The organism is Armatimonadota bacterium, assembly GCA_016789105.1.
Taxonomy (GTDB): domain Bacteria; phylum Armatimonadota; class Fimbriimonadia; order Fimbriimonadales; family Fimbriimonadaceae; genus UphvI-Ar2.
Genome location: JAEURN010000007.1, coordinates 150610 through 172368, shown reverse-complemented (window position 1 = coordinate 172368; position 21759 = coordinate 150610). Strand labels below are relative to the sequence as shown.

Here is a 21759-nt window from a genome sequence, read left to right as displayed (position 1 = left end):
CGTGGTTATACGCTTTTTTGGCCGCCTGGCTCACCCGCTTTGGGCGTTTGCCGCCCCTTCTTTGCCCCAATCATAGGGGTTGTCGCCTTTGGCCCACAGGTAGCTAACCAGTTGGGCGGTGTGGTACCACTCGTGCATCGCCACCGACCGGATGGCTTCGGCAAGTGGCACTTCGGAGTTGCCAAAACTCTCAAACCACCGGGGGTCGACCTGGAGAGGCTTGGCAAGGTCGGCTTCGCTGAGCGAGTCGATCAAGGCAATCAATTCGCCCCTCGTGGCGGCAAGAAGCTCCTTGTACTCGGCAAGCGTCCCGCGCTTGGCTCCTTTGGCGATCTCGTCGAATCGGGTGGTCTCCCCCCGGAACAAGGCGATGTCCTGGAGTTCAGTCGCGGCGATCTCGTGAAGCTGGCCGCCGATCGTGCGCATGCCTTCGGCCGGTGCCCATCCCATGTCCTCGTCTGTTAAGCGGGAGACGGCTTCATCAAGATCCCGCCGCACGTAAGCAAGCCGGGATATTAGGAGTTCTCTGCTGTCCATTACTGGCTAAAGGGATACCCGAACCGTTGCTTGCTCAGCCCAAATATCCTTCGCCGTCTTTGTTCGCCTTCACGGCCTGGGATGGGGCGCTATGGACGCGCGACTTGCCCAGCAAGCGTTTCACCCGGCGCAGGATTTTGTTCCTGAGGGAATGGAAGTCGGCCGGCAACCACTGCTCGGCGCAGTGGTGGGCCCCATATTGGCCTTCGACTTTCACAAAATCGACGCCCCGCTTGTACTCCGGGTGAAACTTTTGCCGTGAGGGCCTCACCCACCCTTCCCGTTCGACTCCGTATTCGCGAACGGCGTCGGTAAAAAAAACGGGACCCGTGATCACAAGCACATCATAAATTTCCATGTTGCTCGGAGGCGGGCTCTTGAAAAACCGATCCAGAAGGTAAAGGAAGAACGGGTTTTCTTTTGATGAAGCGTAGATGCAGATGTCGTACATCTCGTAATCCCGGGGGTTGTCGCGGTCGCCAGATTCCCGACTGATCGGCAAAACCATGTCGCAATCCTCGAACTCGTTTAGAGTCCGATAGAGCTCATAGTCGGTATCCAAGTACCAGCCGCCATCCACGTACGACTTCATGTAGCGGAAAATGTCCACTTGCATGATCTTGTGGGGCAAGGCCAAATAGGCATCCCAATATTGCGGGAAATTCTGTTGGACGAACCTGTCCTGCTCTTCGTTGTCGATGATCTCAAAAACCCAGTCGGGGTGCAGGCGGTGGGCCGTTTCCATGTAGGCCTTCAGATCCGGCCGTAGGTCCTTGGTTTTGGATGTCGTGAACAGCCTCTTTGGGATCATTTCCTTACTCCTGGTCAACAAATCCGGACCGGGCACGCGCCCAAGTCACCGATGCCGGGATTGTACCGGCGGCCCGTGCCAATGCGGAGCGATCAGGGCGAACTCCCGCAATTGACTCGGGGGTTGAGCCGGGAATTCTGGTAGGCCTACCAGGCGGCGTTTGCCCTGGCCTGCGGGAACCTGATCACTTGGAGAGTCTTTCCGCCGAGCCTTCGAGTTCGAGCAGGCGCTTTTTCCGCCAGAGCCCTCCGCCATAGCCGGTGAGGTCGCCGCCTGCCCCGACGACCCGGTGGCAAGGGACGATGATCGCCAGGCGGTTGTCCCCGTTGGCCCGCCCCACCGCCCGAACAGCGGTCGGGTTGCCGATTCGTCGGGCTTGATCCGAATAGCTCCTCAACTCCCCATAGCCGATTGTGAGGAGTTCCTTCCATACCGCAACCTGGAATGCCGTGCCCGAAAGCTCGATGGGACATGAAAACGATTGGAGTTTGCCTTCGAAGTAATCCCGGAGTTCCCGGCTGATCGTGTCGAGCAGGGGATGGTTGCCGGGCACGATCCGCCGGCCCGTGCGGGCCGTGTACCGCTTGAGTTGGGTTTCCAACATCGGCCGGTCGACGAACTCCAAAAGTCCAAGGCCTTGGTCGACCGCTACCGCGACCATCCCTCCGATCGGGGTTTCGATCCATTTTGCCCAAGCTGGTTCGGCATCCTTGCCGACGGCAACCTTTGCCCCGATCACTTGTTCGAAAGCGGCCCGGAACCCGCTCTCGCTCGCGTAACCGGTGCGGATCGCCGCATCCACGGGGTCGTCGCCCTTCCTCAACCCCGCAAGCGCCCGGCCCATCCGCCACGCGCGCTGATATTCGTGGAATGTCAGCCCCATTTGTCTTTTGAACTGCCGCCGCACAACCACCGGATCCAAGCCCAACTGCCGGAGGTCTTGGTCTTTCAATTTGAGTCCGTCACCGGTTTCGACCCGGTTCCGCAGGTCGGCGAGCCAGGCCGGGGGCCGGTCGGCCAAATCGAGCGGGCGGCACCTTTTGCAGGGTCGGTAACCGGCATGCATCGCCTCTTTGGGGCTCCCTAAGAATTCGACATTCTTCTTGAGCGGTGTCCGGGCAGGGCATATCGGCCGGCAAAAGATTTTCGTCGTTTTGACGCACGTGTACCAAATTCGGTCGAACTCGGGACTCCGCTTTTCCAGGGCCGCATAAACGCGGTCGAACAAGGGCCGATCCATGTGTTGCAAGCTACCAGCGACAGGAACCGGATGCCAATCGGGATTTGGACACCAATGTCGATTGGCTATCATCGGTTGTGCCCCACATCCAGGTCGACCACTCGCCCGATTTCGATCCCTCTCCGCTGTTGCCCTTGCTCACGACGGAACTTAGCGCAATCGAATCCGTCGATCCTGCGGCGGTCAAGGCGTATTGCCGTCCGGCTGCCGCCTTTTCACCTGGGACTGGGGCCCCTAAGGGGTTTATCCATCTTTCGGTTTGCGTTTTGGCGGGCCGCCCCGGTTCGGTTTTGGCCCAAATGGCCGACCGCCTCGATTCGGTGGCCCGGATCTACCTTGCGGGCCGCGTCCCCTATCCCATGAGCCTGACCCTTGAGATCCGCGAGATGAACCCTCAGACTTATCGTAAGGGCGAGGTCCATTGAAATCCGATCCTCTGTCGCGGTCTTGACGCGGCTCTTCACCGCTTCCTCGGTTGTCCCGGTTGTCGCGGTTCTGCCAAGGACGGTCGCCGCCGCCCCGGTTGTCGCGGTTCTGCCACGGCCGGTCGCCGCCACCCCGATTGTCACGGTTCTGCCAAGGCCGATCCCCGCCACCCCGGTTGTCGCGGTTCTGCCACGGCCGGTCGCCGCCACCCCGGTTGTCACGGTTCTGCCAAGGCCGGTCGCCGCCGCCCCGGTTGTCGCGGTTTTGCCAAGGCCGGTCGCCGCCGCCCCGGTTGTCGCGGTTTTGCCAAGGCCGGTCGCCGCCACCCCGGTTGTCGCGATTTTGCCAAGGCCGATCGCCGTCTTCCCGGTTGTCGCGGTTTTGCCAAGGCCGGTCGCCGTCATTTCGGTTGTCGCGGTTCTGCCAAGGCCGGTCGCCGCCTTCCCGGCTGTCGCGGTTTTGCCAAGGCCGGTCGCCGTCATTTCGGTTGTCGCGGTTCTGCCAAGGCCGGTCGCCACCACCCCGGTTGTCGCGATTCTGATAGGGACGAGGCCCTCGGTCGCCATCGAACTTTTTCTTGAACGGCCGATCCGATCCCCGGTCATCCTGGTTGAATTCAAACTTGCTGAACTCGAAGTTCCGGAGTTTGACCGCGACTGTCACGTAGGCGTCACCCAAGTCGATGACGGCTTCCCAAATCACATCCAAGCGATCTTGGTAAGTGTTGGTGCGGATGCCTTCAGCCGTGACCGGCATGGCATCCATGAACAATTGCTCGAACTCTTGGGCGAACCCAACAAGGGTGAGCGGCTTCATTTTGGGGATGGAAACCTCGGCGGCAAACATCCGGTGCGCAACCCCTGGCCGGTTGATCCGGCACTCTTGGGAGGGGAATGCTTTTTCAACCAGTTCGCTGAACTGGGTGAACCATTCGGCACGTTCTTCTTTGCCGACGGGGCGGGACTTCAAGATGAGCCGTCTGCGGTAGGCGTCGAAATCTTCTGGGTTGCTCTTGTTGGGCCTTTGGCTCATCACATTCCTCTATGGGGTTTTGCCCATTATGATCCGGCCACCGCAACGCCCCCGTCTGGACTGGGCACCACGGCGGCTAATGGGCCCAGTTCACAGCAACACTTTTGCCCGGCGCGCTAGTGCGGCCCCGACCAGGGCCCGGAAAAGCGGTGCCGGTCGGTTGGGCCGGCTCTTGAGTTCCGGGTGGGCTTGGGTGGCGATGAAGAAGGGGTGTCCAGGCAACTCGACCATTTCGACAAGCCGGTAATCCGGCGAGACCCCGCTGACTTGCAAACCGCTCTTGATCAGCAGTTCGCGATAGTCGTTATTAACCTCGTAGCGGTGGCGGTGGCGTTCGTAGATCGGCGATTCGCCGTAGATCTCGTAAGCCAGCGTGTTTGCCGAAACGTGGCAGGGGTAGCTACCCAACCGCATCGTCCCGCCCTTGTGGGTGATGCCGGATTGATCTGGGATGAAATGGATGACAGGATCGGATGTCCTCTTTTCGGCGGTGTCGAATTCTTCGCTGCCGGCATCGCGGATTCCGCAAACGTTCCGGGCGTATTCGATGACGGCCATTTGGAGGCCAAAACAGATTCCTAGGAACGGGACGCCGTTTTCGCGGACATACCGGAGGGCTTCGATCTTCCCTTCAACCCCCCGTGACCCAAAACCCGGGGCGATCACGACTCCGTCTACTCCGGACAGGATTTCCTCGGCGGTTGCTCCGGGTTCGCCAGAGGCGTTTTTCTCAAAAACATCGCTTTCAATCCACTGGATCTTGACCCGGCAATCGTGGGCGATCCCGCCATGCCCCAAGGATTCCGCAATGGACTTGTAGGCATCGCCGTTGGACGTGTATTTCCCAACGACACCAATTGTACAAGTGTTGATCGGATTCTTGATTTTATCTACGATTTCACGCCATTCAGAAAGATCCGCCTCGCGGTTCTCAAGCCCCAGCCGGTCGCAAACCAGGCCGCCGAGTCCTGTCGCCTCGTACATGAGCGGCACTTCGTAGATTGTTTCCGCCGTCCGGCTTTCGATGACCGCTTCTTGGGGGACATCGCAGAACAAGGAGATTTTTTCTTTGACGTCGTCGGGCAAATCTTCCTCGCACCGGCAGATGAGGATGTCGGGGCTGATCCCGATTTGGCGGAGATTGATCACGGAGTGCTGGGTCGGCTTGGTCTTGATTTCGTGCCAAGGGCCGACGGTCGGCACCAGCGTGACATGGACGAACAGGGTGTTCTCCTTGCCAAAGTCTTTGCGCAACTGGCGAATGGTTTCCAAAAATGGGAGGCTTTCGATGTCCCCGACCGTTCCGCCGATTTCCGCGAGGACGATATCGGCCTCTTCTTTGGCCCCGGCATCCAAAATCAGCCGTTTGATTTCGTTGGTGATGTGGGGGATGACCTGAACAGTGCCGCCGAGGTAATCGCCGCGGCGTTCGGCTTCAATGACATTTTGGTACACCTTGCCGGTGGTGATCGAGCTAGAACTGGAGCAGTTGACATCGATGAACCGTTCGTAGTGCCCCAGGTCGAGGTCGGTCTCTGTCCCATCGTCGGTGACGAACACTTCCCCGTGCTGGTAAGGGTTCATGGTTCCCGCGTCGACGTTGATGTACGGGTCGAGCTTGATCGGGGCGACCGTATAGCCGCGGTTGCGGAGCATCCGCCCGAGGCTGGCGCTGGTGATCCCTTTGCCGATGCTGGAAACCACGCCTCCTGTCACGAAAATGTACTTCGCCATGCTTTGCCTTGAAACTGGACACGCACGGCAATCCTCAAAAGGCGCGGCGGGTCTCAAAGATTATACGCGCTCCAGGCTTTCAAGAGGGCCGGATTGCTTTGGGGCGGTTAGATGGTGGAGCGGCGCAAGATGGCCCGGAAGACCGACCCGACGCCGGGTTGGCTTTCCACTTGGAGCTCGCCGCCATGCGCCCGCAGAACGAATTGGCTGCTGTTGAGCCCGAATCCGCTGCCTTCGATCCCAAAAGATGGGTCAACCGCCCGCTCGCAATTGTTCAAAACGTTCTGCAACTGCTCGGGGTTAAGCCCCATTCCCTCGTCTTGAACTTCAAACCCCACGAAATCGCCCGCCTGTTTGACCCGGATGACAACACGTTTGCCCTTGCCGGGGGAGTATTTGACCGCGTTGCTCAACAGGTTTTCAGCTACTCGCATCAGTTTGCGCCGGTCCGCCCGCACCAAAACCGGTTCGTCGCACCCTTCGACATCAATGCGGTGGTCTTTGGACCGCTCGGTGTGGCGTTCGGCCATGGCGACCTTTTGGACCATGATCGCTAGGTCGAACTCTTCGGTCTTTGGCCGCCAAGCCCCTTCGATCGGCTCAATGATCTCTTTGATATCGGCAAGCAAGCGGTCGCAACATTCGATGACGCCCCCCACGAGTTCCTGGTACATGGCGGGATCGTTGGCCACTTCGGGCTCCCTCAGCATTTCGGCGTACCCTTTGATGACCGTGAGCGGTGTTTTCAAGTCGTGGACAATGTTCCGCCGGATGCTTTGGTTGATCCTTTCTTCGCGGGCCACCGATTGCAACAGCGATGGGTAGTAAGCCATTCGGCTCGTCGTTTCTACGGCAGTGCAATAGAGGCCGAACCGGTCTGTGCCCGCGTAATTCTCTTGGTCGAACCCCATGATGGACCATCCCCTTGCTCCGCCCGGCATCCTCCAGCTCGCAAACCAATAAGCGTCGGCCTCCAGGCCCGAGTACATCCCCAGCTTGACGGCCAGGGCATTCCCCTCGGCCACAAACGGTTCGATGGATTCCACAAGCGACCGCCGGTGAGGGCCGTCGGCCGTCACCCAGGGGGTGGCATCCTGGCCGAGTTCCTGCACGATCTGGCCGGTGTCAGTATTCTCCGGCAATTGCTGGTATTTGACGCCTCCCCAATGCTCGCCGTAAGGGTTTTCCAGCAAAAGGCTCCGCCAGTGGCCGGCATCGGAACTGCTGACCAACAGGCAAATGCCCTTGTATTCCCCAAAAAGGAACCGGTAGTGCCGCAGGGCTGCAACAAAGATCTGGCGCGCGTCCACGCACTCGCCGAGGTCGTGGATGAGCTCTAGCATTTCCCGGGCGGCTTCGGCTTTCATGGCCGTTGCCCGGTTACGATAGCTATGGGTTTCCATTCAGCGGGTGCTCAATCGAAATGACGGCCTAAGGTCGCCAAAGGATTAGAGGATAGCCCAATTACGGCAAGAGTTTTTATTCCGTGTAGGGCAGTTCTAGCGGTTCTCGACGGTACCCGCCCGTTTGGGGATGGTATCCGCAGCACGATGTCAATTCACCGCCGTAAACGTGGAGGGTCACGGTCACTCCGTCTCGTTGGGCATTTTCGGTGATGTGATACTCGTTTGGAGGGATGAGGGTTCCGACCTCCCCTTCGGTCACAATCACCGAATCCTCGGCTTTGAACTGCACGATGTCACCGCGCTCCTCTAAGATGTCGAATGAAGTGACCCGCAAGCGGCCCTGAAAAACACCTTCAACGCACCAGAGCCCGCCATGGTCGTGCAATTGCGTGGCTTGGCCAGGAGCCCACACCGCGACCACCAGCGTGTAGCGTCCAGCTGGATCCCTGTGCATCAGGCGGCGGGCGTACCGGTCTGGGGTGGTCGCCAAAAAATGGGGCTCAAAGATGTCCGCCTTTTGACTGCAGAGCTGGGACAAGACCTTTTTGACCGATTCGATCCTTTCTGGCTCTGGCTGGGCCAACGCCGCATCGATCGCGGCCGTGACGGCGGCCAATTTGGACTTCGGATCGGCACCCATGAGGGGTAGTTTACTGGATTGGGATTGGCTTGCCATCCAGCACGGAATCCAGCACGGTGCACACCCGGCGGATCTCATCCGGAGTGTTGTAATGGAGCGCACTGACCCGCACGACCCCCGGCTCGGGGGCAAGCCCCACTGCCTCGCATGCCCGCCAGGCATAAAAGTGGCCGGATTTGATGCCGATCCCGTTTTGGTTGACCTGGCGCTCAACATCCAAGCTGGAATGGGAGTCGCAAACGAAACTGAACGTCGGGTGGCGCCCCAGGGCCCCGCGGTCTCCGAGGATCCGGATGCCCCTGCGCGACCCGAGCCAGTCCCACATCTCGCGGGAAATCTCAGCTTCCAACCCCTGGATCACGCGATAGGCTTCTTTGATGGTTTCCCGGCTGGGGCTCTCGTCATCCGGGACTGCGACCCCGGCCAAAAAGCCGAAATATCCGCCGAGGGCCAAGAATCCCGCCAGCGACTCGTAGCTAAGGCATCCGAGTTCGAAATTGAAAGCGCCCGACCTCGCGAGTTGCCGGTGGTTCGGGGCGGGGAGCGATGCCCATCGGTCGTGCCTGCCCCACAGCGCGGCCATGTGCGGGCCAAAGACTTTGTAGCAACTGAAGCAGCAGAAATCGATATCCCAGGCTTCAACCTCTGGGGCTTCGTGGCTGGCCGACGCCACAACATCAACAACCGTATGCGCCCCCACCGACCGGGCGATTTTTGCCACCTCCCGGATATCCAACACATCGCCGAGCAGGTTGCACGTGCGGCTGCAGCAAATCAATTTTGTCCGTTCGGTGACGATTTCCCGCAGCCCTTGGATTGAAGAAAGGCCGGTTTCTGGATCCACTCCCCAGAACTTAACCACCGCGCCGCACTCGGAGAGCCTTTCCCAACAGCCGATGTGCGACTCGTGGTTGGCGAGTGAAACCACGATCTCGTCCCCTGGTGCCAAAGTTTGCCGGTAAGCGTTAGCGAGCATTGCAAAAAGCGCCGTCGCGCTTTGGCCGACGGCGACATCGCCCGTCGCTTCTCCACCAAAAATCCGGTTCATGAACACTTTGCAGGCATCGTGGATGGCAGTACATCTCTTGCTCGCCTCATAAGTGGCCCCTTTTTGCGCATAGTCTTCGCGATAGAAGCGGCTCACGGCATCGATGACGGCGGCGGGTACTTGGCTCCCTCCGGCGTTTTCAAGGAATGCGAATCCGGTGCCGAGGCTAGGGAACTGGCTTCGGATTTCAGGGAGAGTCGGGGTCACGCAAAGCAGGTTACCGCTACTTGATCGCCCCAGCGAGCATGGCCTGCTGGACCTTGTCCTTGAGCAGCATGTAAAGGGTGAGGATTGGCAACATCACCAAAACCGACCCCGCAAAGATGGCCCCCCAGTCGCCGGCGTATTGCTGCTGGGCGATGAGGTCGCTGAGCCCGACGGGCAAGGTTTTTTGTTGGAGCATCAAGACTTTGGCCAGGCTGTATTCGTTCCAAAGCCCGATCGCGTTGAAAATGACCGCGACCCATATCCCCGGCTTGGCGAGGGGAACCATGACCCGAAGGAACAGGCTCCAATGCCCGGCCCCGTCGATGGTCGCTGCTTCCGCCAGCTCATTGGGGAGGGCGGCAAAAAATCCGTGCAGAACAAATACGGTGAAGCTGATCGAAAAGGCCACATAGGCGGCCACCAAACCAAAAACCGTGTCATCGAGATTGGCATCGGCCAATTGCAAGAAAAGCGGAACGGCGGCCAGCAGGTTCGGGAACAACATTCCGAGCGTGATGCCACCCAGGATGAAACTGCTCCCTTTGAACCGGTATCGGGCTAACGCGTAGGCCATCATGGCGCCAAGAGGGATTAAGACGGCCAAGGTTGCCAGCGTGACGGTCAGGCTCAAAAGGAATGCCGGCCCCAAATGCTGGCTGTTCCACGCCTTGCCGAAGTTGTCGAATGCCGGAGGCACCGTGACCGAAAACGGCGACGCTGAAATATCGGTGTTGGATTTAACCGCGCTGAGGAAAACCCACGCCACCGGCAAGACGACCACCGCCACAAACAGGCAAAGGAGGATCCCCCGAATGGCTTTCACCGGTTTGCCTCCGTCGGGTTCCGGCGGTAGAGCATCCAGAGGGCGACACTTGTCGCGGCGGTCAGCAGCATCATGACCACCCCGATCGCGGAAGCCCGGCCCATATCAGCCTCGGTCGTCATGGACCGGTAGAGGGCGTTGAGCAAAGTTTCTGTCCGATAGCTGGGCGCACCTTCCGTCATGATGTTGACCAGCGCAAAAACACCGAGTGCCGCAATGGTAGTGTGCACGGCTGCAACGCGCCGCACTGGCCAAAGCAGCGGACGGGTGATGGCCATGTACTTCCGCCAACCGGATGCCCCTTCGAGCTCGCATGCTTCATGCACTTCGGCCGGGATTCCGGCGAGCCCGGCGACAAACAGGGTCGTATAGAACCCCGCGCCTACCCAGATGAACGCGATGGCAAAAGCCCAAAATGCGGTTTCGACATCTCCGAGCCACCCGTTGGCCGGGCCGCTGATGCCGATCCCTTTCAGGAGTCCGACCGAAGGGTTATAGACGGCACGCCAGATCAAACCGGCCGCAACCAACGAAATCAAGTTTGGGAACAGGTACACGGCCCGGACAAGTTTGGCCAGCCGGCCGGTGCCCTGAGCCGCGTGGGCCATGACCATGCTGAAGCCGAGCAAGACCGGGGCGACAACAATCAGGATCGTCAATCCATTCCTTAGTGCCCACCAAAACTGCTCCGAACTCCAAAGGTCTTGGAAGTTCTCCAACCCGACCCATTCCCGGTTCGACCCTACCCCTGAGAAATGGTAGAAGCTGAGTTGGATCGTCCGGGCGAACGGCACCAGCACCAATCCGCAGTACAGGATCAGGCCGGGGATGAGGCAGGCCGCCAAAAACCCCGACCGACGCAGATCGCGGCCCGCCATCTCCCTCTCAGTCCAACTTGTAGGTGTATTTGGTCTGCCGCTTGTCTGCGCGCACCTTTTCTGCTTCGGCCTCGACCTTGTCGGCAAACTGCTCGGGTGTGATTTTCCCATTGAGCAACTCAGTCATGATGTTGCCGACGATTTCGTAGAAGTCGGGGTACCACTCCCGCCATTGGCTTGAGTACAGCAGCGTGCTAGATTTGTAAAACCCCGCGGCATCCTGCAGATGCTCGGGCAACGTGTCGGGCAGCGACCCTTTCACGGCCATGAACGTGCCTTTTTCAGTCACGAACTGTTTGGCCTTGTCCGGCGAGGTCAGGTATTTGAAGAAGTCGATGGCGGTGGCTTTGTTCTTGCCCTTGCTCGGCACCCACCAGGGCTCGATCTTTACCATGAGGGCCGTCGTGTCGCCTTTGCCATCTCCCGCGACCGGGGGAAGGAACATCCGCATCTTACGGCCGGCGGGCATTTCCTTCTCCATTTCGGAGTAAAGCCAAGTTCCGCAGGGAATCATCGCGGCCCGGCCATTGATGAATTCGCCTTGGGCCTCGGTGTGGGAAAGAGCGGTCGCGCCCTTCTGGAAGTACTCCATGTCTTGGAGTTCCTTAATCATCGTTGCCGCCTTGACAACGGCCGGGTCTTTCCAGGCCCCCGGTTCCAAGTTTTGGCACTTGAGCATCGCATCCGTGCCCCCGGTGGAAAGGATCCAAGGTAGGAGCATGCCCGACGTCATGTAGTCCGGGTACTTGCCTTGGTAGGTGATGGGCGCGATCCCGGCCGCCTTGATTTTGGCGCAAAGGGCCAACAGGTCGTTGTATGTTTTGGGGGGCTCCCAACCATTTTTGGCAAAGAGCTCGGGGTCGTACCACCATCCCCAAACAGAGAAGAAGTACGGCATCAGCATCTGTTTGCCGTCTTTTTGCCCAAGCTTCAAAAAGGCCGGGTCAAAGGCGTCCCGCCATTTGCCCTGCCCGCCATAGCCCGGGCCATCCAAGGCTGAGGTCAGGTCTTCGACTTCCCCTTCCTCCACCGCTTGCCACGATTTCACCCGCCAGCCGGGATAGGTGAGGTCGGGCGGGTCGCCCTTTTGCATCCTGGGCGTGATCTGCAGGTCAATCCTCGGGTCGCCGATGATCTTGACGTCTTTGCCGGTGTTGGCCTTGAACTCTTCGGCCGCCTTTTCGTAAAAGTCTTTGCCGTAGCCGCCTTCGAACACCATGACTTCCGTGGTGGTCGGAGCCGTGGACGGCTTTGTGCATCCGCCGGAAAGCAAGGCCGCTGCGAGGCCGGCCGCCCCCAAGATGGCCGGGAAGTTCCACTTCATGACCTCAGTAACATACCTGCATACGGCGGGAAACCAGCAATCCTCCACTAACAAAATCGGGCATCATCGGCATTGACCGATGTTTGCCGCCGTGTTTGCCGCCGCCACTTGCCTCCAATCCGTTGCCATTCCCCTCGTCCCCATGCCGGCCCGAGTGGAATTGACGGGAGGAAGTTTCCGCATCGATTCCAAGACCGTTGTTGCCAAGGGCAGTTCCCCTGAGGCGGCCAAAGCGTTGCGCAAAGCCTTGCGGCCGGCGACCGGCTATGTGTTGGAGACCGGCCCGGCAGGATCAGGGTCGATCTCGTTGGATTTGGCGGGTAGCGGCGACCCCGAATCGTACACATTGGATGTAACGCCCGACCAGATCAGGATCCAAGCCCCCGCAGAGGCCGGGCTATTTTATGGGATCCAAACCTTGCGCCAGCTGCTCCCTGCCGAGGTGTTCGCCGGCACCCCCCAAGCCGAAACATGGACAGTTCCGTGCGTCCACATCGCGGATTCCCCTCGTTTCAAGTGGCGGGGCGTGATGTTGGATGTGGCCCGACATTTCACTGAAAAGCCCGACCTCCTCAAATTCATCGATGCGCTGGCGCTGCACAAGGTCAACATCTTGCACCTGCACCTCACCGACGACCAAGGGTGGAGGATCCAAATCAATGCCTATCCACGCCTGACCGAGGTCGGATCCGTGCGGCGGCAAACCGTGGTGGGGCACAACACCAAAGATTACGACGGCATTCCGCACACCGGCTTTTACACCCAAACCGAAATGCGTGAAGTCGTCGCCTATGCGGCCGAGCGGCACATCACGATCGTCCCCGAAATCGATATGCCGGGGCATATGGTGGCCGCCATTGCCGCCTACCCGGAACTCGGCGACGGACAGCCAGCCGAAGTCATGCAAACTTGGGGGGTTTCTCCCCGGGTGCTCAACACTTCGCCGCGGACCATCCATTTTTGCCAAACCGTGCTATCAGAAATCGCATCCATCTTCCCGAGTGAATTCATCCATGTCGGCGGGGATGAATGCCCAAAAACCCAATGGCAGAACGACCCTGCCGAACAGCAAAGGATCAAAGAGCGCGGGCTCAAAGACGAGCACGAACTCCAATCGTGGTTCATGCGGCAAATGGAGGACTACCTCCACCTGATCGGGCGCCGGTTGATCGGCTGGGATGAGATCTTGGAAGGCGGGTTGCCGCCCCGTGCTGCCGTGATGAGCTGGCGGGGCACCAGCGGCGGGCTACAGGCCGCCAACGAGGGCCACGATGTCGTGATGACCCCGACAAGCCACATGTACCTGGACTATTACCAAGGCCCGCCGAGCACCGAGCCCGACGCCATCGGCGGGTTTGTGCCACTCCGGCAGACCTATGCCTTCAATCCGCTGGTCGAAGGATTGGCCCCGGGCAACGAACGGCACATTCTTGGTGTCCAAGGGAACATTTGGACCGAATATATGAAGACGTACAAACAGCGGGAGTATATGGCGTTCCCTCGGGTTTGCGCCGTCGCCGAAATCGGCTGGTCTCCCCAAGAATCCCGACGGTTTCCCGAATTTCTGACCCGAGTCACCACCCATTTGGAACGGTTGAAGGCCATGGGGGTTACCTACCGCGCCCCGCAACCAGGCGATTCGCCGATCGCCTCTTGGCAACCATCCGACCTTGTGGGGGATTGGAAGGAATTGTCTTGGGATCTGACCCCGGGTTTTCTGGGGCAAGGTGATTACCGCGTGACGTTCCTGTATACGGGCGGGGCGCACCGTTTGGATATCGAGCGCGCCTCGCTATGGGTCGACGGGGTGAAAGTCGCGGAGGACATCCACCCGGGGACGACCGGCGGTTCGCACAAAGACAACCGGTACACGTTTAAAGGAGTCCCGGCGGGCACCAAGGTCGAGCTCCGCGCAACCGTGCGGCCAGATGGCGGCACCGATTCCATGGGTGACGTCTTCTTCGAAAAATCTTGAGGGCGGCCGACTCCCCGCCTTGTGTTGCCTCAGCTCTTCTTGGGCAAGGGTTGCAATCCCAACTCTGCCCATTGGGCGGCGTCTACCTCCGAAGGGGCATCCATCATGGGGTCGTAGCCGTTCCCCATTTTGGGGAAGGCGATGACTTCGCGGATGTTGTCTTCGCGTAGCAGGAACATGACCAGACGGTCGATGCCCATTGCGATCCCGCCGTGCGGCGGGGCCCCGAGTTTGAATGCTTCCAAGATGTGCCCGAACCGCGACTGCTGTTGCTCTTCGGTGACCCCGATCAGGCTGAAAATTTGCGCCTGAATCTCGGGCGAGTGAATCCGGATGGAACCGCTACCCGCTTCGTAGCCGTTGCACACCACATCGTAGCAGTCCGCCCGAACCTGGCCCGGATCCTGGGAGATGATGTCGAAGTCTTCGGCTTTTGGGCTGGTGAACGGGTGGTGGCTAGGATCCCACCGTTGTTCGTCCGCATTCCACTCCACCAAGGGGAAATCGACTACAAAGGCAAAGGCGAGCTTTCGGGGGTCTCGCAGGCCGCAGTCCGTGCCGATTTTCAACCGCAGACGGCCCAGCGCCTCGCAGGAAACCGGCCAACTGTCGGCGACGAAAACGAGCAAGTCTCCGATTTTTGCCTCGCCCAAGGCGATCAGTTCTTCGGCTTCAGTGGCCGACAGGAATTTGGAAATCCCCCCTTTCACCCGGATTCCGTTGTCCAGCAAGATCGAGCCTTCTGCGTCGTCGGCAGGATCGATGACGGCGAAGTTGGCAAGGCCCTTGGCTCCGAACTGTTTCACCAACTCCTCATATTCGCCGATTTGCTTGCGGCTGAGCGACGCCCCACCCGGCACTCGGAGCCCCCGCACGAATCCCCCGCCAGACACGGTGCTGGCAAAGACCCCAAAACCGGAGCCGGCAACGATTTCGCCGGCATCAAAAATCGGGAGCCCAAAGCGCAGGTCCGGCTTATCGGATCCATAGAGGCGCATTGCCTCGGCATGGGAGATATACGGAAAATCCACCACTTGGTCGAAATCAAGCCCAAACTCTTCTATGGCCCCATTCACGGTGGATTTGACCATCTCTTCGGCGAGGTTCAAGATGTCTTCTTGCTTGATGAAGCTCATCTCGATATCAATTTGGGTGAATTCCGGTTGCCGGTCTGCCCGCTGCGACTCGTCTCGGAAACATTTGGCGACTTGGTAATACCGCTCAACCCCGCCGACCATCAGCAGCTGCTTGTATTGTTGCGGCGATTGGGGCAAGGCATAAAACTCCCCCGGTTGGAGCCGGTAGGGCACCAAGTAATCGCGCGCGCCTTCGGGAGTGGATTTGGTGATGATCGGTGTTTCGACTTCGATGAACCCGTTGTTGTCCAAGTGTTCCCGGATCCGGCGGACAACCGCGGCGCGGATCTTGAGTTTCCGGTGCATGGCCGGCCGCCGCAAGTCGAGGTAGCGATACTTGACCCTCAGCTCTTCGTTCACCTTTTCCATTTGCTTTTCATCGCTGATGGGGAACGGCAAGGTCGCCGCGTCATTGAGGATTTCGAAGGATTCGACGGCGATTTCGATATCGCCGGTCGGTTGGTTGGGGTTGCGGTTCTGCTCGTCGCGCATTCGCACCGTGCCGGTGACCGCCAGCACTGTTTCACTCCGGATTTCGGCTTTGGTGTTTTCCGGGAAAATGACTTGCACGATGCCGCTGCGGTCGCGGATATCGACAAAGAGCAACCCTCCCAAATCCCGCACCTTGTTGGCCCAGCCGTTGACGGTGACGGTTTGGCCGACGTGACCGGCGCGAAGTTCGCCGGAAAAGAGGGTGCGTTGCGGGAAGGACATACCGGCCAGGAGAGTACCTATCCCGCTCAGGCTGTCCTTGGACGTAAGGCGGCCCCCGTCACGGTGACGGGGGCCGGGAATAGTTCAGGCCTTGCGGCGGCGAAGCAAAGCGGCAGCCCCCAGCGCGAGCAGGCCCATGGAGGCCGGCTCGGGAACCGCGCCAGCAGTTGGACCACCAAGATCGGCGACTTCATTGGCAGAAAGCGCGCGGTCGACAAACTGGAGGTTGTTAATGAAGTTCATATTCTTCATCTCGTTGTCGTCATCGGCAAAAAGCAAAAGGGCCGAGCCGATTGCATATCGCCCGTCAACGCCATATCCGCTGGGAGACTGGACAACATTTTGCAAAGCACCATCAACAAAGGCTTGCCAACCCGAGCTATTGCCGGCCGGCTGAGTCAGATCCATGGTAAGAACTACGCGGTGCCAAACATCGCCTGAAAAGCGAAGTGGATTTCCAGCGTCGCTATAGTCGCCCGAAATTCCAATGCCGCCACGGTCAACGGAGGTGGAACTATCCCAAAACGCATCGCCGTCGCTCGTGTTGGTGAGGTCGGTTTGCATGAACGAATTGTATCGGTCACCGTCAGAGCTCACCTTCACATCCATCACAATCGAATACTGGTTGAGCATCGTTCCACCACCGTTAGGAGCGAACGGATTGGACATGTTGAGCCAAGGATTGGCGGCGTTGTCAACTTGGTTGCGTGTCAGTTTTAGAACACGTGCCGTTTGTCCGTTGATCATGTCATCAACAAACTCATAGGCTCCAGATGCGGCGGATCCATTTTGACCCAGCAAAGAACCGTCTTCCATCGAAGCCAGGTTATCGTCGAAGTTCCAGGTCATCGTTCCGGCTTGCGAAACTGCAGCGAGCACGAACAACCCTCCAGTCATGATTTTTTTCATTGGTTTTTCCTCTTGGATTGAAAATCAGCGGAATCCCGCTATCCAGAGGAGATGTTTCGACTTTGGTGTTAAGGGGGTGCTAATGGCACGTTAACGTTTGTTCAAGGCAGATGTAACCTGTAAGAAATACTAGGCATACGTTTGATTCTCTTTAACTCAGTTTCGGATTTGAAGAATTCTTGCCGGCAAAGAAGATATCATCCAGAAGTTACTGCTATGAGCCATATCCCTCCCCCGCCCCGGTTCGATGGACCGCCGCCACCGGGCCCGCAATATCCCTATCAACCACAACCCAAGAAGTCATCCAATTCGGTGTGGGTCGTTGTCGGCATCTTGGCGGTTGTGGGGCTTTGTGTGGTCGTCCCCATCCTGGCCGCCATTCTCTTCCCTGTCCTCGCCCAATCCAAGATCGCGGCCCGTCAGACTTATGCGCTGTCCAACATGAAGCAGTGTGCCACGGCTGTGGTCATTTACCAAGCTGACTATGACGACAAGTTCCCGATGGAGATGGGTCAAGACGACGCGCTTTACACCAGCCTTGAGCCGTACTTGAAAAATCGGGATCTCTACTACACATTCGACACACCCACCCAAAGCAACCCGAATCTTGCCGGGACTGTCGCCTATGACATTGCCGATCCCCAAGGAACGTTGATGCTTTACAAGTTTTCCGACCAGATCGACCCGTCGGCGGTCTGTGCGGCAGCCGACTCGAGCGCAAAGAAAGTCACCCGATCCGATTTGGAACTTGAGATCAGCTCCAACTCGTGGCGCATTCCTGGCCGGTGAGCCGGAATTAATCCATATCCCACTGGTATTTGGTGATATCGGTGATCACGATTTGGCTGAAGGGGATGTCCCTCCGCCAATTTGTCCCGGCGGCCAGTTGGTCGGGAGACTTCCACGCGGCATGGCTATCCGCCCAAACAGCGCACGATTTTCCCGCTTTGCGGACGGCGATGCCGCCAGTCATCCCGCCTTCCTCAAAAGGTTGCCCCGCATAGGTCGGCGAGCCGGTTCCCCAACGGGCATTGGGCGCGCAATAGGAACTGGGGTTCGTCCCGGTCAGGACGCTTTGGCAATAGGGCGGGTTGATGAGGTTCGCCCCCCAAATCGGCGTGTTGAGATACAAATAATCCGGATTGCCAGACCGGCCCTTTTTTGCCGCCAACAGGATCGTTTCCGATGGTGAGGCCAATTGGGTTTGCGAAATCGGGTTGGCCGCCGCCGTGCCCAAGCTCCCCTGCCAGGGCGAATGGATGGTGAATGCATAGCCAAACTGGGTGTGGTACAGCCATGTTTGCTCGGCACTCACACCGGAGATCGGCGATTCGGCCCGCACCATAGGATCCTGGAACATCACCGCCGATTTCACATAAGGCAAAATCAGGCCCGCCCAGGTGATGGTCGGGACTGTCCCGTAGTTGACCGGGGCTGTCGGTTCTTCCCGCCCAACCAACACCGCCAAATCGTCGTAATCGGTGCTGTAGAGCGCCATGGCCGTCCCCAGTTGCTTGGCGTTGCTGAGGGTTGCCGTTGCCTTGGCCGAGGTCTTGGCCTGGGCGAACACCGGGAATAGGATTGCCGCCAAAATCGCGATGACCGCGATCACCACGAGCAGTTCGATCAATGTAAAGGCGTCACGATGGCGGCCCATCTGTCAAGGATACTAGGATCCAACCGGGCCGCCAAAAAAAACTCTTCAGGTCAGATCAACTCTTGCGTCCGGGCCAAATCTTGGACAACCGGCGAAAGCTGTTCTTTGACAAACGCCGCATCCACCCGCAGGACGGGCGGGGCCACATCCGGAGCATCATAAAGGTAATCCTCCAGCAACCGTTCCAACAAGGTGTGCAACCGTCGGGCACCGATGTTGCCGGCTTTGGCGTTGACCTCGGTCGCGAAATGGGCGAGTTCAGTAAGGGCATCGTCGGTGAACTCGACTTTGACCCCGTCCACCCCCAGCAGCTGGGTGTACTGCTTGGTGAGGGCGTTTTTGGGTTCGCGCAAAATGCGCACGAAATCCTTTTCCTCCAGTGCTTCCAACCGAACCCGGATCGGCAACCGGCCCTGGAGTTCGGGGATCAGGTCGCCGGGTTTGCTGACGTGGAATGCCCCGGCGGCAATGAACAGGATGTGGTCGGTCTTGACCGGCCCGAACTTTGTGGCGACCACCGATCCTTCGACGATGGGGAGCAGGTCGCGCTGGACACCTTCGCGGCTCACATCGGGGCCTTGGCCGCCTGTCGGCATGGCGACCTTGTCAATTTCGTCGATGAAGATAATGCCGGTCTGTTCGGCCCTTTCGACGGCTTCCATGGCAATCGAACCGGTATCGATCCGCCGTTTGGCTTCGTTTTGGGTCAGCACTTCCAGGGCATCCTTCACCTTGGCTTTTCGATAGGCGGTTTTAGGCCCTCCCCGACCCATGAGCTGGTTCATATCGATCCCCATCTCTTCCATGCCCTGAGGGGTGAAGACCTGCAGGAATTGGCTCCCTTGGGCTTCTTCGAATTCCACTTCGACGACTCGGTCGTCATAAACCCCGTCGATGATGTCCTGCCGGAGCTTGGCGAGCCGGGCTTCCCTTTCTTCGGGCGGTTCGGCATCCTCAATAGGCTCCGGTTGTTCGTGCGAGAACCAAACCCCGGTCTGGAACGGCACTGGGCGGTCGTCCAAGAGGTTGACCATTTGGTCAAGAGCGGCTTCCCGCGCTGGTGCCTGGACGGCCTGCACCATTTCTGATTCCACCAAACGGACGGCATTGGCGGCCAGGTCGCGCACCATGGATTCAACATCCCGTCCGACATAGCCGACTTCGGTGAACTTCGTCGCTTCGACTTTGACAAACGGGGCCCGGGCCAACTGGGCGAGCCGCCGGGCGATTTCTGTTTTCCCAACCCCGGTGGGCCCGATCATCAGGATGTTTTTGGGCATGATGTCGGCGCGCTGATCCTCGGGTAACTGCTGGCGCCGGAACCGGTTGCGCAAGGCGACGGCGACGGCCCGCTTTGCCTCGTCTTGCCCAACGATGTATTCGTCCAGCTTTTTGACGATCTGCCTGGGGGTGAGTTCTTCGATCGGGAGGGCCATGCCTCCCCGGTTGTACCTTGGCCTGCCAGACAGGTTGCGGCCCGGTGGGATTTTGGCGTGGGGCTTGACATTGTTCAAAAATTCAGTCTACTATTATAGTAGACATTTGGAGCAGTCAAGTATCTCATGATCCGATCCCTCACCGTCGAAAACCTTGCCCTGATCTCGTTTTCCGAGCTCACCCTTGGCCCCGGGTTTACGGCGATCGCCGGCGAGACCGGGGCCGGGAAATCGCTTTTGATCGACAGTTTGGAATTGGCCTTGGGCGGACGAGCCGATTCCTGCTTGGTTCGTCAAGGGGAATCCATGGCAGCCGTGAACCTTGCCGTTGACATATCAGGCAATGCCGCCGCCTTGGACGTTTGTGCGCAACTCGGCATCCCGGTCGAGGATGGGGAGGTCGTTGTCCGCCGAGAGGTGTTGTGCGGGGGGCGTTCGAATGTCCGGGTGAATGGCCGGCCGGTAACGGTCGGCATGCTCCGCACGCTCGGGCCGACCCTAGCCGGCCTGCACATCCAAGGCGAGACCCGTGTCCTGAGCGATCCGGCCTCCCAGCTGGCTTTGCTGGACGAATGGATCGGCGGGCCAGCAACCGATCTGCGCGCCCGGTTTGAAATCCAGTTGAGGGTGGTCGAGGACATCCGCAACCGGCTCCAAAAGCTGGTGAGGACAGACCGCGAGCGCGCCCAACGGATCGACTTGCTCCAGTTCCAAGTGGCCGAGATTGCCGAAGCGGGGATCCGGCACGGTGAGACGGGGGAACTCAAGGCGATGCTCTCCAAGTTGCAACATGCGCAAAGGCTCGGCGATACCTTTTCGGTTCTTCTCGAGTCGCTGGACGGGTGTGAGGGCTCGGCGGCCGAGCGGCTATCCGGGGCCGTGCGCGACATCTCGGCTTCTTCGGAGTTCGACCCCGGTTTGATGCCGATATTGGAGTTGGTAGAAACGGCAAGTGCCGCCGTTTTGGAAGCCACCGGAATGATCCGGCGGTATATCGACTCACTGGAGTGTGACCCGGAGGCCGTGGAATCGGCCGCCTCCCGGCTCGACAACCTCAACCGTCTTCGCCGCAAGTACGGGGAAACTGACGAGGACGTGGTCGCCTATTTTGACCAAGTTCAAGCCGAATTACGCGCCCTCCTCGAAGATTCCACCGATCTAGAATCCCTCCAGGCAGAACTCTCTCGGGAGGAGGATGACCTGCAGTCGCTTGCCGATTCCCTGACATTGGTCCGGAAGCAACATGCGTCGGCGTTTTCGATCCGAGTACAAGGGCACATCCGTGAGTTGGCAATGCCTTCGGCCGAGTTCGCGGTCAGCCTTGACCGTTGCGAAATCACGGCCAGCGGCCAGGATATGGCGGAATTCCAGTTCTCTGCTAACCCGGGTGAGCCGAAGCTTCCCTTGAACAAGGTTGCGTCTGGCGGGGAACTGAGCCGGGTCATGCTTGCCGTCAAGGCAGCGGGAAGCGGTGCAGCTGGTGGCCAAACCTTGGTATTCGACGAAATCGATGCCGGCCTTTCGGGCCGTGCTGCGGCTGCCATGGCCCGGAAGCTCAGGGAATTGGCCCAAAGCAACCAAGTTGTCGTGGTCACCCACCTCCCACAGGTTGCCGCGGCCGCCGATTCGCTGGTTGAAATCGTAAAGACCAGCGGGAAGCTCGGGACCCAATCCTCCCTGGCAGTCCTCGGCGATGATGCCAAGCCTGCCGCCATTGCCCGGCTTTTAGCGGGTGAAAAGGTGGGCGAGCGATCCCTGGCCAACGCCCGTGAGCTAATCGAGGCGGCCCGACCTCCGAGCCAGAACCTGGTGCTGACGGGATGAGC

The 21759-nt window shown here is 59.2% G+C and carries 18 protein-coding genes; 3 read left to right on the top strand and 15 right to left on the bottom strand.

The genetic code is table 11. The features are described 5' to 3' along the window. Positions 1-30 precede the first annotated feature (30 nt). From JNM28_08310 to JNM28_08260, 11 genes are all read right to left on the bottom strand, one after another. Complete coding sequence (locus JNM28_08310; GenBank protein MBL8068438.1) at positions 31-537, bottom strand: DinB family protein; 507 nt, start codon at positions 535-537, stop codon at positions 31-33. 34 nt (positions 538-571) lie between these two features. Next, on the bottom strand, positions 572-1348 hold the full coding sequence (locus JNM28_08305; protein MBL8068437.1) for a hypothetical protein: 777 nt from the start codon (positions 1346-1348) through the stop codon (positions 572-574). Positions 1349-1532: 184 nt separating this feature from the next. After that, positions 1533-2588, bottom strand: coding sequence for a bifunctional transcriptional activator/DNA repair protein Ada (locus JNM28_08300; protein MBL8068436.1), 1056 nt, complete (start codon positions 2586-2588; stop codon positions 1533-1535). Between the two features lie 243 nt (positions 2589-2831). Then, positions 2832-4046 carry a hypothetical protein gene (locus JNM28_08295; protein MBL8068435.1) on the bottom strand — a complete coding sequence of 405 codons (1215 nt, stop codon included), beginning with the start codon at positions 4044-4046 and terminating at the stop codon, positions 2832-2834. 90 nt (positions 4047-4136) lie between these two features. Further along, positions 4137-5780 carry a CTP synthase gene (locus JNM28_08290; protein ID MBL8068434.1) on the bottom strand — a complete coding sequence of 548 codons (1644 nt, stop codon included), beginning with the start codon at positions 5778-5780 and terminating at the stop codon, positions 4137-4139. Positions 5781-5887: 107 nt separating this feature from the next. Further along, positions 5888-7147, bottom strand: a complete 1260-nt coding sequence (locus JNM28_08285) for a HAMP domain-containing histidine kinase (protein MBL8068433.1) — start codon at positions 7145-7147, stop codon at positions 5888-5890. A gap of 112 nt (positions 7148-7259) precedes the next feature. After that, entirely contained in the window at positions 7260-7826 is a 567-nt protein-coding gene (locus tag JNM28_08280) for a cysteine dioxygenase family protein (GenBank protein ID MBL8068432.1), read from the bottom strand. A gap of 10 nt (positions 7827-7836) precedes the next feature. Continuing rightward, positions 7837-9081 carry an aminotransferase class V-fold PLP-dependent enzyme gene (locus JNM28_08275; protein ID MBL8068431.1) on the bottom strand — a complete coding sequence of 415 codons (1245 nt, stop codon included), beginning with the start codon at positions 9079-9081 and terminating at the stop codon, positions 7837-7839. A 16-nt stretch (positions 9082-9097) separates the two neighbouring features. Continuing rightward, the gene (locus JNM28_08270) at positions 9098-9904 is read right to left on the bottom strand and encodes a carbohydrate ABC transporter permease (protein MBL8068430.1); all 807 of its coding nucleotides are present in this window, start codon (positions 9902-9904) and stop codon (positions 9098-9100) included. Continuing rightward, complete coding sequence (locus JNM28_08265; protein MBL8068429.1) at positions 9901-10782, bottom strand: sugar ABC transporter permease; 882 nt, start codon at positions 10780-10782, stop codon at positions 9901-9903. The genes JNM28_08270 and JNM28_08265 overlap by 4 nt, the downstream gene beginning before the upstream one ends. Before the next feature lie 7 nt (positions 10783-10789). Continuing rightward, positions 10790-12106 (bottom strand): extracellular solute-binding protein, encoded by a 1317-nt coding sequence (locus JNM28_08260; GenBank protein MBL8068428.1) that lies wholly within the window; start codon positions 12104-12106, stop codon positions 10790-10792. A 79-nt stretch (positions 12107-12185) separates the two neighbouring features. On the opposite strand from JNM28_08260, the gene JNM28_08255 reads away from it, so the two are divergent. Further along, a complete protein-coding gene (locus JNM28_08255; GenBank protein ID MBL8068427.1) occupies positions 12186-14081 on the top strand; it encodes a beta-N-acetylhexosaminidase in 1896 nt (631 codons plus the stop codon). Positions 14082-14110: 29 nt separating this feature from the next. Here the strand turns inward: JNM28_08255 and aspS are convergent, their stop codons facing one another. Together aspS and JNM28_08245 are read right to left on the bottom strand one after the other, a co-directional pair. Continuing rightward, a complete protein-coding gene (gene aspS / locus JNM28_08250; GenBank protein ID MBL8068426.1) occupies positions 14111-15931 on the bottom strand; it encodes an aspartate--tRNA ligase in 1821 nt (606 codons plus the stop codon). Between the two features lie 84 nt (positions 15932-16015). Then, positions 16016-16840 carry a PEP-CTERM sorting domain-containing protein gene (locus JNM28_08245; GenBank protein ID MBL8068425.1) on the bottom strand — a complete coding sequence of 275 codons (825 nt, stop codon included), beginning with the start codon at positions 16838-16840 and terminating at the stop codon, positions 16016-16018. 216 nt (positions 16841-17056) lie between these two features. On the opposite strand from JNM28_08245, the gene JNM28_08240 reads away from it, so the two are divergent. Then, positions 17057-17629: a hypothetical protein gene (locus JNM28_08240; protein ID MBL8068424.1), complete on the top strand. Its 573-nt coding sequence runs from the start codon at positions 17057-17059 to the stop codon at positions 17627-17629. 7 nt (positions 17630-17636) lie between these two features. Here the strand turns inward: JNM28_08240 and JNM28_08235 are convergent, their stop codons facing one another. After that, positions 17637-18497, bottom strand: a complete 861-nt coding sequence (locus JNM28_08235; GenBank protein ID MBL8068423.1) for a prepilin-type N-terminal cleavage/methylation domain-containing protein — start codon at positions 18495-18497, stop codon at positions 17637-17639. Between the two features lie 50 nt (positions 18498-18547). Continuing rightward, a complete protein-coding gene (gene hslU, locus JNM28_08230) occupies positions 18548-19933 on the bottom strand; it encodes an ATP-dependent protease ATPase subunit HslU (protein ID MBL8068422.1) in 1386 nt (461 codons plus the stop codon). Positions 19934-20059: 126 nt separating this feature from the next. On the opposite strand from hslU, the gene recN reads away from it, so the two are divergent. Beyond that, positions 20060-21757, top strand: a complete 1698-nt coding sequence (recN, locus tag JNM28_08225; protein ID MBL8068421.1) for a DNA repair protein RecN — start codon at positions 20060-20062, stop codon at positions 21755-21757. Positions 21758-21759 lie beyond the last annotated feature (2 nt).

Coding starts and splice junctions, on each gene's coding strand:
- JNM28_08310 (MBL8068438.1), bottom strand. CDS start 537: ATGGACAGCAGAGAACTCCTAATATCCCGGCTTGCTTACGTGCGGCGG.
- JNM28_08305 (MBL8068437.1), bottom strand. CDS start 1,348: ATGATCCCAAAGAGGCTGTTCACGACATCCAAAACCAAGGACCTACGG.
- JNM28_08300 (MBL8068436.1), bottom strand. CDS start 2,588: ATGGATCGGCCCTTGTTCGACCGCGTTTATGCGGCCCTGGAAAAGCGG.
- JNM28_08295 (MBL8068435.1), bottom strand. CDS start 4,046: ATGAGCCAAAGGCCCAACAAGAGCAACCCAGAAGATTTCGACGCCTAC.
- JNM28_08290 (MBL8068434.1), bottom strand. CDS start 5,780: ATGGCGAAGTACATTTTCGTGACAGGAGGCGTGGTTTCCAGCATCGGC.
- JNM28_08285 (MBL8068433.1), bottom strand. CDS start 7,147: ATGAAAGCCGAAGCCGCCCGGGAAATGCTAGAGCTCATCCACGACCTC.
- JNM28_08280 (MBL8068432.1), bottom strand. CDS start 7,826: ATGGGTGCCGATCCGAAGTCCAAATTGGCCGCCGTCACGGCCGCGATC.
- JNM28_08265 (MBL8068429.1), bottom strand. CDS start 10,782: ATGGCGGGCCGCGATCTGCGTCGGTCGGGGTTTTTGGCGGCCTGCCTC.
- JNM28_08260 (MBL8068428.1), bottom strand. CDS start 12,106: ATGAAGTGGAACTTCCCGGCCATCTTGGGGGCGGCCGGCCTCGCAGCG.
- JNM28_08255 (MBL8068427.1), top strand. CDS start 12,186: ATGTTTGCCGCCGTGTTTGCCGCCGCCACTTGCCTCCAATCCGTTGCC.
- aspS (MBL8068426.1), bottom strand. CDS start 15,931: ATGTCCTTCCCGCAACGCACCCTCTTTTCCGGCGAACTTCGCGCCGGT.
- JNM28_08245 (MBL8068425.1), bottom strand. CDS start 16,840: ATGAAAAAAATCATGACTGGAGGGTTGTTCGTGCTCGCTGCAGTTTCG.
- JNM28_08240 (MBL8068424.1), top strand. CDS start 17,057: ATGAGCCATATCCCTCCCCCGCCCCGGTTCGATGGACCGCCGCCACCG.
- JNM28_08235 (MBL8068423.1), bottom strand. CDS start 18,497: ATGGGCCGCCATCGTGACGCCTTTACATTGATCGAACTGCTCGTGGTG.
- hslU (MBL8068422.1), bottom strand. CDS start 19,933: ATGGCCCTCCCGATCGAAGAACTCACCCCCAGGCAGATCGTCAAAAAG.
- recN (MBL8068421.1), top strand. CDS start 20,060: ATGATCCGATCCCTCACCGTCGAAAACCTTGCCCTGATCTCGTTTTCC.